17 protein-coding genes are annotated in these 13,782 nt (G+C 44.7%); all 17 read left to right on the top strand.

What is annotated here, in order from left to right:
- Positions 1-285, top strand: a 285-nt coding sequence (locus tag EHO65_RS19970; RefSeq protein WP_167482063.1) for a hypothetical protein, incomplete at its 5' end; no start/stop codon positions are given.
- Positions 282-1,187: a hypothetical protein gene (locus EHO65_RS18490; RefSeq protein WP_135776025.1), complete on the top strand. Its 906-nt coding sequence runs from the start codon at positions 282-284 to the stop codon at positions 1,185-1,187. The genes EHO65_RS19970 and EHO65_RS18490, both read left to right, overlap by 4 nt.
- Positions 1,184-1,603 (top strand): hypothetical protein, encoded by a 420-nt coding sequence (locus EHO65_RS18485; protein WP_135776024.1) that lies wholly within the window; start codon positions 1,184-1,186, stop codon positions 1,601-1,603. The genes EHO65_RS18490 and EHO65_RS18485 overlap by 4 nt, the downstream gene beginning before the upstream one ends.
- Complete coding sequence (locus EHO65_RS18480; protein ID WP_135776023.1) at positions 1,600-2,211, top strand: hypothetical protein; 612 nt, start codon at positions 1,600-1,602, stop codon at positions 2,209-2,211. The genes EHO65_RS18485 and EHO65_RS18480 overlap by 4 nt, the downstream gene beginning before the upstream one ends.
- Positions 2,208-3,368, top strand: a complete 1,161-nt coding sequence (locus EHO65_RS18475) for a hypothetical protein (RefSeq protein ID WP_135776022.1) — start codon at positions 2,208-2,210, stop codon at positions 3,366-3,368. Before EHO65_RS18480 ends, EHO65_RS18475 begins: the two co-directional genes overlap by 4 nt.
- Positions 3,296-3,622 (top strand): hypothetical protein, encoded by a 327-nt coding sequence (locus tag EHO65_RS18470; RefSeq protein WP_135776021.1) that lies wholly within the window; start codon positions 3,296-3,298, stop codon positions 3,620-3,622. The genes EHO65_RS18475 and EHO65_RS18470 overlap by 73 nt, the downstream gene beginning before the upstream one ends.
- Positions 3,619-5,451, top strand: a complete 1,833-nt coding sequence (locus EHO65_RS18465) for a hypothetical protein (protein WP_135776020.1) — start codon at positions 3,619-3,621, stop codon at positions 5,449-5,451. Before EHO65_RS18470 ends, EHO65_RS18465 begins: the two co-directional genes overlap by 4 nt.
- Positions 5,451-5,894 carry a hypothetical protein gene (locus EHO65_RS18460; RefSeq protein WP_135776019.1) on the top strand — a complete coding sequence of 148 codons (444 nt, stop codon included), beginning with the start codon at positions 5,451-5,453 and terminating at the stop codon, positions 5,892-5,894. The genes EHO65_RS18465 and EHO65_RS18460 overlap by 1 nt, the downstream gene beginning before the upstream one ends.
- Positions 5,894-6,802 carry a hypothetical protein gene (locus EHO65_RS18455; RefSeq protein ID WP_135776018.1) on the top strand — a complete coding sequence of 303 codons (909 nt, stop codon included), beginning with the start codon at positions 5,894-5,896 and terminating at the stop codon, positions 6,800-6,802. Before EHO65_RS18460 ends, EHO65_RS18455 begins: the two co-directional genes overlap by 1 nt.
- Before the next feature lie 296 nt (positions 6,803-7,098).
- A complete protein-coding gene (locus tag EHO65_RS18450) occupies positions 7,099-8,679 on the top strand; it encodes a phage tail family protein (protein ID WP_244243586.1) in 1,581 nt (526 codons plus the stop codon).
- A gap of 5 nt (positions 8,680-8,684) precedes the next feature.
- Positions 8,685-9,254: a hypothetical protein gene (locus EHO65_RS18445; RefSeq protein WP_135776016.1), complete on the top strand. Its 570-nt coding sequence runs from the start codon at positions 8,685-8,687 to the stop codon at positions 9,252-9,254.
- The gene (locus tag EHO65_RS18440) at positions 9,254-9,517 is read left to right on the top strand and encodes a hypothetical protein (protein WP_135776015.1); all 264 of its coding nucleotides are present in this window, start codon (positions 9,254-9,256) and stop codon (positions 9,515-9,517) included. The genes EHO65_RS18445 and EHO65_RS18440 overlap by 1 nt, the downstream gene beginning before the upstream one ends.
- Positions 9,514-10,791 carry a late control protein gene (locus EHO65_RS18435; RefSeq protein WP_135776014.1) on the top strand — a complete coding sequence of 426 codons (1,278 nt, stop codon included), beginning with the start codon at positions 9,514-9,516 and terminating at the stop codon, positions 10,789-10,791. Before EHO65_RS18440 ends, EHO65_RS18435 begins: the two co-directional genes overlap by 4 nt.
- Positions 10,788-11,429 (top strand): hypothetical protein, encoded by a 642-nt coding sequence (locus tag EHO65_RS18430; RefSeq protein ID WP_135776013.1) that lies wholly within the window; start codon positions 10,788-10,790, stop codon positions 11,427-11,429. The genes EHO65_RS18435 and EHO65_RS18430 overlap by 4 nt, the downstream gene beginning before the upstream one ends.
- A complete protein-coding gene (locus EHO65_RS18425; protein ID WP_135776012.1) occupies positions 11,426-11,866 on the top strand; it encodes a hypothetical protein in 441 nt (146 codons plus the stop codon). The genes EHO65_RS18430 and EHO65_RS18425 overlap by 4 nt, the downstream gene beginning before the upstream one ends.
- Positions 11,866-12,234, top strand: coding sequence for a hypothetical protein (locus tag EHO65_RS18420; protein ID WP_135776011.1), 369 nt, complete (start codon positions 11,866-11,868; stop codon positions 12,232-12,234). Before EHO65_RS18425 ends, EHO65_RS18420 begins: the two co-directional genes overlap by 1 nt.
- On the top strand, positions 12,231-13,772 hold the full coding sequence (locus EHO65_RS18415; protein ID WP_135776010.1) for a baseplate J/gp47 family protein: 1,542 nt from the start codon (positions 12,231-12,233) through the stop codon (positions 13,770-13,772). Before EHO65_RS18420 ends, EHO65_RS18415 begins: the two co-directional genes overlap by 4 nt.
- Positions 13,773-13,782: the final 10 nt, after the last annotated feature.

The raw sequence follows: 13,782 nt of genomic DNA, 5'->3' as shown, positions 1-13,782 counted from the left end.
TTTCTTATCCGTGAGGGTTGGAACGATATCACCGTCTATAAGGCTGCTCATGGCCTGCAGGATGATATACCGAAGAAGCAACGGGAGATTATTGCTTGGGATCTTAAGATTCCAAATGCAAACGAGAATATTCCTATCACTGGGTCAACTTCGGTTTTCAAGGATGGCAAAACTAAACCACTCGAAATCGTGAATAACGTCGTTCGTGTTGACGACTTCGAAATCGCGAAATCCTTAATGGAGTCTGGTTTCAAAGTATCCCGCAACGTATACGAAGGGGAATGACTCCTACCAGAGAAATATCCCTTAAGATATTAGCCCGCCTCAAACAACACGATCTCTCTTTCATAGAACAGGTCCAGTTTGGGGCAGGGCTTTTGCGCGTACAGAAGGTTGAAGTAGAAGGGGAACTATTTAAAGTATCTCTTCCTCCGGATGAGGATCTTCCTCCCGACGTCGAGCTTGCCGACATATTATACGATGGAATGATCTTCTGTATAACTGGCGGCAAGAATGCCGGCTTCGGTGTCATTGATATATTTGATTCCAGCACGAACTCATTTACAGCCGAGGGTTTGAAAGTCCAAGATAACCCAGGTGGAAATATTATCTTTTTCGAGGGTGATCTAAATTTACTAGAATCATACATTACGCTCGCGATCGATCAATGCGAGCAACTCACTCAGTGCAGCTTTTCCGGATTAAAGGAAACCACAGAGTATAGGGATGGAGTGGGAAACAGTAAACTAATACTCCAAAGGAAACGTTGGAGGTCTATCACTGAGATTCGGGCAATCACGCCAACCCCTTCCCCTGGTCTTACGCCACAGGTTGCCGTGTCGGATATCGACATGGATCTCGCCTGCGAGTCCGGGATTTTGCAGATTAAGGTTACGAACCTTTCTGGACTCATGCAGAACCTCAATCGGTTTCCAAAAGGAAAAATCTCTATAAAGGGAACTTATGGATACGCACCGGAAGAACTTCCTTCTCAGATCAAGCAAGCGATCGAATACATGGCATGTTCCATTGTCCTCACCGAGGAAGTTTCCCGACTCGGGAACGCAAATTCGTTTGCGATAGATGGATTTACTCAATCCATGGATGTCGGAAAAGATATTCGATCATACGTAAATCTCGCAACTTCCCTGCTTACTCCGTGGAGATCTGGCGAGGTGGGATCATGAACTTTTCCAAGATCGCTGAGAGAAGAACGCATAAGACACTACAAAGTGCGAGTGTTGGACAGGAAATCTACTATTTCCCGCCTAAAGAGGACGAAGTTATTCGGGATGAGTCGGGAGATATCGTAGGGAGGAAGGTAAAACCTATTCCTCTTCATGCACACCCTATCCAACTCAATCCAGGCCAACGGCAACTAGACCGTGCTGGGATGAAAGAAGGGATCAACGCAATTTTCTATATTTCAATACAAGAATACCATGCAAAAATTTCTAAGGATCCCGTAGACATCGTTCGCCATCGCATCAATCTAATATTCCAAGGAAAGAACCTAAACTACAGCATCGAAAATGCAAAGTACTACGGAACGACAAAGAACGGATTTCGCTATGTTGTAATCGGGGGAATAAATCAAACATGACCCTCGCATTTGACTTAGGCTTTAAATCGGAAGCACAATACAAAAAGTATAAGAAGAAGTTCCACGAACTACCATACCTAACCGGTGTTGTTTTCGAAGAGGGAACACAGAATCACCTAGAATCGATTCGTGACGTACTAGAAACCGGGATGAGAAAGAACAATCTTGGGATGAGTAAGCTTTCTCCAATGACGATGCGAATCCGTGAGGCAAAGGGGCAGAGCTCGAAGCCTACGTCTCCACTTGTCGGAGATGGTGGACTCATCCGAAATCTGGAAATCGTGAAAGTTGGAAATGGATACAATCTCCAACCAAACAATAAGTTCTCCGTAACAAAAAATCCGGATGGAAAGACAACCCGTATCTCGTGGAAGAAACTCTGGATGATCCAAGAGTGGGGGATGATCATTACGGTCACCCAGAAGCTTCGTTACTATTTCCTTCTTGTTCTAAAAATTCCTCTTAAGCAAAGCACGACCCAGATGGTTATTGCAGCACGTCGTCCGTTCCAGAGGGCGTATAACCGATACCTACGATCTGAGATTCGAAAGGAAAACAACGAGGCGATGAAGAAACGTCTCAAGGCATTGATCAGGCCAACCTCATGAAAGTGCAAGTGGACAAGATGTCTGCAGTCTCGGGTTGGACCGGATCTGATCCCACTGTAATTATACAAGCAGTGGACTATTCGGAGTGTGCATCCTCTTGGATAGATGGCCAACTCCAAGTTCACCTTCCTGCAAACCAGAAATTTTATAAGGATTTCTCTCCAGAGATAGATACGAAAGGAGCCGATACTCTTGGCTTCACCGTAGGAACATCACTCTTTACGAATCCTAGGTGTCTGAAAATCAAAGTATTCAATGGTGTATCCTCTAAGGAATTTATTCTAACACTCCAACCAAAGTATTCTGATTATTTCGTTCACCTTCCTTTCCCAAAGGTAACGAGAGTGGAATTCTCCACGGATACGGATCTGGATCTTGTAATCACGGACCTTGTCGCATACAAAGACGAGATGTCAGACGATTTGAACAATGCAATCGCAATACTTTTTCAGCGAGCAGTCTCGGGATACAATCTCCCGATCGTAGGGACATGTCTTAAAGCCTCGGCGAACTCACCGAATCTTCGAGTGAGCAATCTTGCGTTCGTTGAAAAATTTACTGTCATAGAGTTTAACGGTGAGATTCACCAGGTGGATGCTGTTAGTGCAGATCCAAAAAATTCAGATTCGATACTTACGTTCGCACAGATGTTCGACGGGACAAAGATTCTAAACACCATAGACAATCCGGTTTTGAAACTTGCAATACCTGTAAAGGTGAACCCAAGACATGTCGAAGCATCAACTCCGGCAATTTCGATCGAAGGTGGTTACGATCCTTCACCAATACCTGAACAATCCTTTCCGGGAGACGACATTGTCTGCGAGGACACAGAGGGGAATCTGTACATTCGGAGAAAAGCTGGAATGTACAAACACTTGCCCGTCATTCACGGACTGTTCCGGAGCCTCGGCACGAAGAAGATGATCAATTCCATCTTTCAACAAGTCCAGGGATTGAACCGACCAATCTGGATCAATGGAAGGAGAGTCATTCTAAAATTATCACGATCTCAAGAGGTGTCATTTGATGATGATACCGGCGAGCTCCAAATCCCCTGCGAAATTGATATAGGAGAATACGAATGGGTAACAACAATAACGCCGAAGGTAGTGAATCCTCCGGAAGTGACACCAAAGCCGACGCAACCAAATTAGATCCGGCAAAGGAAAAGAATAACGTTCCTAAAAAGGAGATCAAGTACGTCCAAATAGACAACACAACCGGAACTGTTCAGGAGGTTGAATATCTAATTGAAAAGGAAGGGTTCATCTTCTACTTCGAGCCTGGCCTTAATGTAGAAGTTCCAGAGGTCCTTTTAAATCATCCGGATGTGAAAAAAAGGTTGAACAACGGCGACTATCTTCATAGGCGAACAGAAGCCGCGAAGAAGGAGGACCCTAAGAAATGAATTCAAGACTCTTAGGTGTATACGGGGAGACAGGCGATCCAATTCCGGGATCCGCGATGCAACCATCCCCAATGAACGTTATCGAGGCAGTCGGAAGATTTCCTCGTATCTTCGATGAGGTGATGACACTACAGGGAGAAACCGAAAGAGAATACGTTCTCGGTTCTCCACAAGCAGGAAAGCTTACCTGGTATGTCATTAACGATATGATCGAAAAAGCTCGTCCTTATCCGATCAATCTCAAATTTTTATCTTTCAAAGGAACTGGTGCTGTTCAAGCATCGAAATCGATTTTAGACACCGGCACTTCTCCAGCGAATACCTTGTCTCTAAAAGATGCGTATCGTGACAAAGTATCATCCGGTGTTTGGGGAAACGATTCAGGATTTAGAGTAGATCACGGAACTATTTCCCAAACTACAATTTCCGGAACCACCCTTGCGAATGCGACCACTCTGCCATTGACCTCGGTTGTAGGAGTAAAAAAGGGATCCATTCTTCGTATCACGCATGCTGCCTCCGATTTCGGATTTAAAGTCCTTTCAATCAACGAGAACGATAAGACGGTTTCTGGAATTGCAGATGCTGCTCTTCCTGCCTTGGCAGCGAATGACGTTGTTAAGATTGTCGGCTTCAAAATCACTGCAGTAAGAAGAGACTACCGTGGAAAGATTTCTAAGCAACCGATCGGATTAAATGATTCTTGGTTGTCTATGGAAAGCGAGTCCGAGGATTACATCGTTACTGTATTCAAGAACCATCCTCTTTTCAAAGCAGTCGATGAGAGCTCTACTGCTCTATTCTGGAAAAAATTCCCTGCGCCAACTGCAGCCGGAACTTACCTTTTTCTGGATTCTGGTTCCGATGGTACTGCGCCAGCATCCACCTCGGACTGGACTAACCTCCAAGCATCTTTCCCTTCCAAAAATACTTTTGCAATCTTGAACGCAGAGAGCTCAAGTAAAGCTGTTCACCAGAGTTACATCGATTTCGCTGCAGGAAGAAAGGATCATCCTGTCTATGTTGCACCGATCCAAGATTTCGGAACTGACTTCGTTTCGCTAAGAGACTGGGCGTTGGATTTTGTCCAGAGGGACGGATGGGTTCAGTTTGGCGAATTCTACGGATGGAGATACGTATCTGATCCGGTTGGTGATGGTTCCGATCCGGTAAAACTCATTCCTGTTTGCGGAGGAGTCTTAGGCAACTGGATCAAAGTAATCTATTCCGGTTTCGTTCATAGAGCACCTGCGGAAGAAAGATTCTTCATGAGTGGTTATTTAGACGGTCCTGCTGCTCGCCCAGAGGATTCTTGGACTGATCAGATCAGAACTGATCTTTATAACGCCGGAGTGAACATCGTGAACAAGAAGGAAGGTGTTAGAGGAGTTCTCCTAAGAAACTTCCGTTCTCCTTCGGAGGACTATCTAGTTCGAGATCTACACATTCATGCTATCAACCAGTTGATCAAGTTTACCTCAGAGTTAAACCTGCGGAGAACCGAGAACACTCCAAACAAATTTGCACTTCTTCAAAGAGACGCAAGGCGAATAGATGAGGAAGTCCTCAAACCAATGTTTGAAGGATCTTTCGCACCTTTCTGCATTGACCAGGAAACCGGTGCTTTCCGCAGCGAGGACGACGACGGAAAAAAATTGAATTGGTACGATGTAGCGGGAACACGTGCAGACCGATTCAACAACCCGCCTGCTCAATTCGCGCAAGGGGATGCGGATCTCTGGCCTGAATGGATTCCGTATAGTTTACGGAAATCACTTCGAATCAAAGTTTCCACCGCAGTTCAAATCTTTACTAACCGAGGACAATAATGAGCCAAGAAAAGTATTTTGGATCGCATAGGTTCGTATTCGTGAACGGAGTTCTTTGGGAGGACTGCGTTAAATGGCCTGATTTCAAAAAGGACATGCAGACTGTTGAAGTGGCGAACGACGAGAAGTACATCTTTCCCGTCGCCACAGGTATGAACAAGCTTGAGCCGTTAGAGTTTGAGTTCAACAGAACCAAGAGCCCTAACTCCGCACATTGGAAAGGTGAAGAGTGGATAGCAGCGGGGGACGAACGCCAAGTAACCGTTATCGAAACAGATGCAACCGCGGATCCATTCGATCCGAGTTGCTTTGTTGCTGTCTTCGACCTTGGCAAGTGCGGTATCGGACCAAACAACTATCCAGGCGGTGAGAAAGCTTCTCCTACTGCAGGAAAGTACGTAGCTACCATTCTCCCAAGAAGAATCGCATATAAGTTAAGATAATGACTCGATTAGCAATACCATTCAACGGACACACCGAAGTAGACCTTTCGAATCCTTCACCAGGATCGATCGCAAAGGCACGATCTGAGGCACAGGCGGGAAAGATCTTTTCCGCAGTGCTAATTATTCTCAGCGATTGTGTTACAGTTGATGGTAAACCAATCGAGGATATTAAGAAAATTCCTTGGAGATCTGCCGAGGCGTTGATGAAAGAAATCTTCACCAGTGCTTCAAATCTTGCACGATATTTTGAAGGAACTTCTGTCTGCAGATTTTGTGAAACCCAAAACATCCATAAGAAGAAGGATGCCGAGGATGATCGAATCGATCTTACCACGATCGTCACAAAATATTCAGATGATCTTGATCGGACCATCAAAATCGAGGTTCCAAAAGATCCGGAACTTCGCAGGAAACTCGTAGGTGAGAAATACGCAAATGAGTCCGACGAAGACTATAAGCTTCGACTCGAAACCTTGAAGGTTATCTCGCGCCCAGATGGGAAGCTCAAGATCTTAACCATGACGTTTAGGGATCACACCCTAGAGGACATGATCATGATTTCCAAGAAGGCAAAAGATAATTTCGAGTTCAACAACAAGTTATATTTTGAGATCCTCATTGATGCAGATTTCGCTTGGGATGGGAAGGATGAGAGAGAGTTCGAAACCGTCCAAGATATCAAAAACAAGTTCAGAAATACCGAGCAAGACCTCTTTGCTTTAAATTCCATCTACTACTATGATTCCATCTATGCGGAACTTACTGCAGTTGGGTTACAAGCGACCAGATTGATTTGTCAAGGATGTAGAACTGACTACGAGTTCGATGTGCCGTTCCCAAATTTTTTCGCCTCCGCTCTCCGACCAAAAACGTCGGGGAGCATATCGGGGAAAGGGCGTGGTTAGTATGGGATTGGTATGTCCTTGGACTACAGAATCTAGATTTTTCAGAAGAGATCCTATGGGAGGAATTCGTCGCAATATCTGAGGCAGTATCCGGAACACTTCGGAAAGAAGAAATCTTCGGAATGCGGTGGGATGAATATTCGTTACTAATTCAGATCCTTTTAGATAGGCAGGCACGAGCGGAGGCAGCGAGAGCGGAGAATAAAAAGTAAATGGATACAATCGGAATACGATACATCTACGATCTTGCCTCTGCTATAAAATCGCAGAAACTTTTTTCCCAAGGATTCGATTACATGGGAAAGAAAATGGAGTCAGTGCGTGCGAAACTTCGTACCTCATTCGAAGATTATAAAACTTACGTAAAGTATTACTCCAAGTTTCCCAAAGAAGGGATCACCGACTTTTTCAACTATACAATGGATAAATTCAAGAAGTTGCGAGCAGCTTTTAAATCCATCGGAACTGACGCAAAAAAGGACACAGACGAAAAAAAAGATAAGAAAAAGGAAGGCGGTGGCGTTGGTGCTTTTGCCGTTGCTAAGGGAATGGCAATTTACAACGCCGGCGTAGGACTATTAACCTCTGGTCTCGGGGCGCTTCGTGAGCAGATGCCTTTCATATTCCAAGGTTTAGACATGGCAGGGAAGGTGATCTCTGCGAACCTCATTTACCCACTTGCAAAAGAGTTAATGCCTTTGTTCCAGCAAATGTTCTCTTGGGTCCGTAACAATCGGATCGTCTTCGTTCAACTCGGAACGATCCTTGTATCTCTTTTTCGAATAGTTTTCTCTGTTGCTCGGAGCGTCCTGAATCTCCTCGAAACCGGTTGGAATAGTCTTTGGAAATCAATTGCAGGGGGAGGAAAGGCTACGCTTAAAGGATTCATTGACTATATGAATTTCCTTATGCTTAAAATTGCTTTCCTATTCGCATTCTTAGAGATTCTTCTGACACCGATTTTAAAAGGCATCGGTGCAACAATCGGATGGCTTTGGAAAAATGTCGTGGAACCTTTTATTATGGGCTTCTGGGAAGGTTTTAAATCTCAGGTTCTTCCGATGGCGGAAGAGTTCAACATGATGATTGAGGAGCTCGCATTACTCTTTAAGGATTTCAAGGCAGACGGAGACTTCTCTTGGATTGGAGATACATTCCGATTCCTTGGTAAGACTTTGGGCTTCGCTGTTATTGCTCCGCTACGCATTCTAATTGCACTCGTACGTTTCCTCGCAACGGTGTTCATCAATCCTAAGAAGGCAATCATCGACTTAGGAAAAACGCTATGGGATGTCTTTAGTAACAATGCCGTTGCCGATCTCTTTAAGAGAGGATGGGAGAATGCGGTAAATTGGGTGATTGGAAAATTTAACTCTTTCAAGGAATGGCTTAAAGGAATCGGAACATGGTTCTCGAATATTTTTTCAGGTGCCTGGGATGCGATCTCATCAAAGTTCGAGTCTTTTGTTTCCAAAATTAAGGAATTCTTCGAACCTTTGAAAGGACTCTTAGACCGAATCTCCGGTGATTCATCCTTTTCTGGAGAAGGTGCAAGGAAGATTCCGGGCTTTGCTTCCGGCGGAACCTTTCCCGCAAATAATCCGATTATCGTCGGAGAGAAGGGTCCGGAATTGATGATTCCTGGAACTTCTGGAAGAATTATTTCTAATGAAAAACTGAGACCGGCATTGCAAGCAAGCGGGGGAGGCGGGCAGGCGCAGGAGATCATCTATAAAGATGAAAGGCAGATGCATTTTGAGATAAAGGCAACTGATCCCTTAGCAGCTGCAAACGAGATCATGGCGATCATCAAGGCGCAAAAACCAGAGTTCAATCTTAAACAAGCATACAAGAACTCTAATCTAAAGACAGCGTAAGAATCATGCCTAGGAAAAAGACAAACAACTGGTGGATATTGGTTCTTCCAAAGGGGCTTGGGTTAGATCTTATCTCCGGAGCGTTGATCACGAATAGACTCTTGCCCGGGGACATATCGGATGAAAAGAAATCCGTCTACAATGACTACAACATTCCCGGATTGAACTATTCTCCATTCAGCCATGTTCGCAACGATAATACAAAAATTACCCTGACTGTTCCGATTATGAACATCGACAACGAGACCGGGAACATGTTTGATCTTTACGACGTTGAACGAGTTCGATCGCAACCATTCGATTTATCATTTTCATCCGAAGCACAATGGAAGACAAACCCGACTTGCATCTATTCAGGATGGGGAACCCATAGGCCACCGCTTCCAGTAGTCGTTGAGGATTGCAAGTTCAACCATCGGCGAGATTTTACGAACAGGAATGGTATATCCCAGTTCACAGAGGTCACGTTCGTGATGCGATACCTCGAAGATTCCTCATTGTACAAAGCCTACAATGTTATGAAGTCGATAGGTGGACTCGTCAATACCGCTCAAAAGATCGGGAGTTCTTTTTAATGCTCGAATGGAGTAAAGTTGAACCAAAGAAATATGTCGATCCTCTAACGGGGGAGGGAGTTACCATGCGGATTCGCCACGTTCCGGATCCAGTCCTCAAGAGGAAAGACGTCGACGTAGACGGCAGGGACTTGGATCTGATCGCTCGCGAAGAAATGGAAACTTACGAGGAGTTCCAAAAACTCTGTGAGGCGAATTCGGGAATTCTATCCGAGTACGATTTCGATATAAACAAGCTGAGAAAGTTGGTTATACCGGCATGAGACTCATCGGTTACGATAGAAAATATTTTTTCCACATTCAGCATACTGATCTGTTATTTCAGTTTTCGGATGAGGACTTGAGCTCCACTCAAAACGATCTTACTAGGGCGACTCTTTCCTTTGAAGTTGAGGAGGAAGAATACTCAAATACAATTATCACTTTTACGGTAAGGGATGATATAGGGATCACCTCGAAAGCCTGCAGACGCGGACAAAAACTAAAGATAAAGTGGGGAATAAAAAACGAGGGGAGTCTATTAGGGATATTTAGTTTAGGAAGTGATGAAATCACGTCCTCCACAATCAGAGGTCCAGTCACGGCAACCGTTATCACTTCGAACGGGTTTTTCTCTGGTGGAAAGCATTTCAGGACAGTTGTCCTTAGAGCAACAAAATTGGAGACTCGAGCCAAACTCACTAAGACATTCGAATCCGGTACTTATGAAAGCATCATTAGAGCCCGAGCGGAAGAGATGGGATATTCGGATTCCATTGTTTCCTTTCCTGAAAAATCGACGGAGATTAATCCTAAGCGATGCCTTATCCAAAGCAACGAAACAAATCACGAATTCCTTTTAAGACTGGCTCTAAAGTTCGGATGTATTCTAATCCAATGCCTAAACGACAAAGGAAGCCTTATCCTAATTTTTTCCCAAACTCTGGACTTACTCGACAAAGGGTTCACAAAGATTAAGGGGCAAACCGGAAACTACCATTATTTTGATTATGGAAACAATCAGAGTAACCTTTTAGAATCTCCAAAGTATGATCTAGGAACTGGGAGCTCCATGGGATCATCTGCGTCCATTTCTAAGGATGCAGACGGGAAACTTGTGGCCACCTTTACTTCGTCCGAGACTGAAAAGACGACTCAATATGTCCTAAATACGGATAAAGTTCGGAAGGCACTCCGGTCCGTTTCGCCAGCAGAGGCACTTCGATTGAACGTTATGGTTCAGAGCGCATCCTTTGAAGACTTCATGGACGATGATAAAATCAAACCTCCTTTCGATAAGTATTTCGATGTGAAGACATTTACGACTGCGCCGGAACAAATGGGCTGGTCCTTTGAAGCTCCGGTAGTACCGGATCCAGTGTTCCAAATTGGAGATAGATGTTGGATCGGTCCGAAAAATGACACCGGGGAGAGTGTGATCCCGCCAGAGATTAAATCATATCGAAAATCTGGGAAGAATGCGCTCTGGAGACTCGCGAAAAGTAAGTGGAAACATGATGGTGGCGGTGTCTCTCAAGACTTGGTGATGAAAAGATGAGTAGAACTGAAGAAATCTTTGGAGACTTACGGGGAATGGTAAGACAAATTCTTAACGAACAGATCTTCTTTTTCCAAGAACATCCCGCGAAGGTGAAGGAAGTCACTGAGTCCGGAACGAATCGCTCAATGATTCGCGTCTTCTGTGAGGTCCGAAATCCAGGCAAAAGTGAATCCGATTCCCAGTTCTGGCTTCCTGCATTCCCTGGTTGTCTGCAGTATTCCAATTCCCCACCTGACGTCGGAGACGTGGTCACTATCTATTTTCCGGACAAAACTCCAGACAGAGTATTCTACAAAGGTTTTGATCCGATGGAGTACGTCTTCAAAAAGAGCGGCGAGGATCTAAAGGTACTCTTCGAGTATAAGGACGGAGACGACCTTACTGCTATTTACTTTGATAAGAGCGAAAAGGAAATTGTCCTTGAGTTCGGAGATACAAAGTTCCGCCAAAAATTGGACAAGTTTATTCTCAATATTGGTTCCGCCCCAAACTCGATAGAGATCACGGACGAAGGTATTATCGTAAAAGATGCGATGGATGTAAAGTTTCAACCGTCTGGAAGGTCCGCCAAAACAGATGGGTATATGACTGTCATGGGACCAACTGTTTCAAGGATTCCAGGTCTACACCCATGATTTCCGCGTCAGGTGCAAAGTCGGAACTCGAGAAGTTTGCGAACCCGAAATCCGTCCACTATCAGGGGGATGTGCAGAATGAGCAAGAGGCAAAGGACGCGGCTAAGAACGGGTGGGCAAACGCATTGTACGAATGTACAAAGAGTATTGAACCGCCTAGTCAAAGTGCTTTAGCAGCCAAGGCAGCTTTTCTTGCAGCTGTCGGGAACAATGCGATGAGTATCCCCATTTTTCAAGCTGCTTGCAATGCTTTCGCGACAACCCTAGGCAATGGGATGACAGGCCATGTTGCCACTCCTCCCCCTACTCCATTTTTACCAAGTTCTTCATCACAAAATTATGATTCTTTCTTGACGCAAATCTCTCAACAACTAGGCGATTGGTTCAGTACCGGACTTGCAGCTGTTCCACCTTCTGCACCGGAGCCTTGGGCATAATGGAAAACAAATACGAATATCCTATTGATGTGTTTATCAACTGGGGATCCGACTTTGTGAAGGAGACCGATGCCGAGGTGTTTCTCCAGCTTCTCACACCGGTAGGGAGTATTCCATTTTATCGAGAAATGGGGACTTACTTCCCTCAGATCGAAAACACCCCTTCGAATGTGGATCTTGATATCCCAGCCTCCATCTCGGCGGCGCAGACCTTAGCGGATTATTCCTCTACTGCGAGACGAGAAAGGCAGGCATTAACCGATTTTAATCTTGTCAACATCAGCGAAAATAGAAGGACGGGTGATGTGGACATTAGCGTGAGATATTACCGGATCGGCGACGAGAAGTTTGCGGAGCTCGCAATATGAACTTCGTAAATCCGATCAAGTATATCTCCATAACATTTAATGACATCATTCAGGATTTGAATTCGGATCCTAAGACTTCCGATGCTCCTTATTGGTGGAAGGTTATTTTTGCCGGTATATTTGCCCTTCTTTCAATTCGTGCGAATGTTGGTATCAATCAGATGTTTGGGCCGACTGTCGAGGATCGAACGATTGCGGAGGACCTTTTCGCAGAACAGGATTACAGGCTGCGGGGAAAACTTGCAGCGCGGGTTCTTATAGACATCGTTGTAGATTCGACTGCGACTGCTTCCGGTCCTTACACAATTCCGGTTGAGAAACTTCGTGGAACTACGAAGCCAATATTAAACGCCACTCCAATTCGATATGAGGCGAGGGAACCTTTAGTTATTCCACAAGGACAGACAACGACTGTTCTGGAGTTCTTCCATCAAACAAGCAAGGAAGAGCTCTCCATCGGGAAAACTCAAAACCTCAATATGCAAACTTTTTATATTCGAGACATCGATGTCCTCCCGGAAACTCTTTGGTTAGAGATAGGAGCCGAACGATACGATGTTGTGGACACGATGGCATACTCTTCATCGACGGACCGACACTTTATTTGCAAACGTCTCTCGACTGGTGAAGCTGTTTGTATTCTTGGTTTCATTGATGAGATCGACGGAACGCAATACGGAAAATTACCTGCAGTAGGTCTTGATGTAATCGCTCACTATGCCGTAGGCGGAGGAGCGATAGGGAACCAACCTGCGAATACAATCACAAATTATATCGGTGAGGATCCGAAAGTCCTTTCCATAAATAATCCACAGAAAGGCGAGGGCGGAGCAGAACCAGAAACACTCGAGAATGCGAAACGTATCGCACCGCTTCGTTCAAATACTCATGACATGTTTTGGGATGAGAACTCTGGAAGAGTTATAGCAAAAACAGTCTCCGGAGTTTTGGAAGCCCGATGCATCATTACCGGAATTTTGGCGGCGGATGTATATGTCATGCCTTTCGGAGGAGGGACCCCTTCTCAAACCTTACTTGATGAAGTGAAGGACAAACTAATCGCACATAGTGTCTTTGAACAGATTGCAGAAGGACTTTCCGTTTTCGGAGTTCAGTATCTTTATACAGGGATCCAGGGCAAGGTCCACATGAAGACCGGATACACATATTCCTCTAAGGAGAAATACATCTACCTCGCAGCAGGTCTTCGTTCTCATCCCACTTCTTTTTACATTCACCAATACTACATCGAAAACGGATTACAAGCAACGATCGATCTAATCAACGGCACTTTTCTATCTTTGATTGGATTTTCTTTTGATTATAACAACGATCTTGTTCCGATTCGTCGGATGCTGGATAATTTGGAATATCAATACTTCGGGGATTCGTTCGGTCCAGATGATATTCAAACCTTCGTCATTGCGAACGTGGAGGGAGTAGATTACATCGAGATGCAGAATCCTTTTAGCCGCATTAACGTTTCCACCGGAGAAATCATCAACCCATCAAGCATAGGATTTTCCAGCGATGATTAGAGACTTCTAT

The sequence above is a fragment of the Leptospira andrefontaineae genome, assembly GCF_004770105.1.
GTDB lineage: Bacteria > Spirochaetota > Leptospiria > Leptospirales > Leptospiraceae > Leptospira_B > Leptospira_B andrefontaineae.
Note: the sequence above shows the minus strand (reverse complement) of the source record. Positions and strands in the feature narration are given on the sequence as shown.

Excerpts from the sequence above, each read along its gene's own strand:
- EHO65_RS18490 (WP_135776025.1), top strand. The coding sequence starts at position 282 with ATGACTCCTACCAGAGAAATATCCCTTAAGATATTAGCCCGCCTCAAA.
- EHO65_RS18485 (WP_135776024.1), top strand. The coding sequence starts at position 1,184 with ATGAACTTTTCCAAGATCGCTGAGAGAAGAACGCATAAGACACTACAA.
- EHO65_RS18480 (WP_135776023.1), top strand. The coding sequence starts at position 1,600 with ATGACCCTCGCATTTGACTTAGGCTTTAAATCGGAAGCACAATACAAA.
- EHO65_RS18475 (WP_135776022.1), top strand. The coding sequence starts at position 2,208 with ATGAAAGTGCAAGTGGACAAGATGTCTGCAGTCTCGGGTTGGACCGGA.
- EHO65_RS18470 (WP_135776021.1), top strand. The coding sequence starts at position 3,296 with ATGGGTAACAACAATAACGCCGAAGGTAGTGAATCCTCCGGAAGTGAC.
- EHO65_RS18465 (WP_135776020.1), top strand. The coding sequence starts at position 3,619 with ATGAATTCAAGACTCTTAGGTGTATACGGGGAGACAGGCGATCCAATT.
- EHO65_RS18460 (WP_135776019.1), top strand. The coding sequence starts at position 5,451 with ATGAGCCAAGAAAAGTATTTTGGATCGCATAGGTTCGTATTCGTGAAC.
- EHO65_RS18455 (WP_135776018.1), top strand. The coding sequence starts at position 5,894 with ATGACTCGATTAGCAATACCATTCAACGGACACACCGAAGTAGACCTT.
- EHO65_RS18450 (WP_244243586.1), top strand. The coding sequence starts at position 7,099 with ATGGGAAAGAAAATGGAGTCAGTGCGTGCGAAACTTCGTACCTCATTC.
- EHO65_RS18445 (WP_135776016.1), top strand. The coding sequence starts at position 8,685 with ATGCCTAGGAAAAAGACAAACAACTGGTGGATATTGGTTCTTCCAAAG.
- EHO65_RS18440 (WP_135776015.1), top strand. The coding sequence starts at position 9,254 with ATGCTCGAATGGAGTAAAGTTGAACCAAAGAAATATGTCGATCCTCTA.
- EHO65_RS18435 (WP_135776014.1), top strand. The coding sequence starts at position 9,514 with ATGAGACTCATCGGTTACGATAGAAAATATTTTTTCCACATTCAGCAT.
- EHO65_RS18430 (WP_135776013.1), top strand. The coding sequence starts at position 10,788 with ATGAGTAGAACTGAAGAAATCTTTGGAGACTTACGGGGAATGGTAAGA.
- EHO65_RS18425 (WP_135776012.1), top strand. The coding sequence starts at position 11,426 with ATGATTTCCGCGTCAGGTGCAAAGTCGGAACTCGAGAAGTTTGCGAAC.
- EHO65_RS18420 (WP_135776011.1), top strand. The coding sequence starts at position 11,866 with ATGGAAAACAAATACGAATATCCTATTGATGTGTTTATCAACTGGGGA.
- EHO65_RS18415 (WP_135776010.1), top strand. The coding sequence starts at position 12,231 with ATGAACTTCGTAAATCCGATCAAGTATATCTCCATAACATTTAATGAC.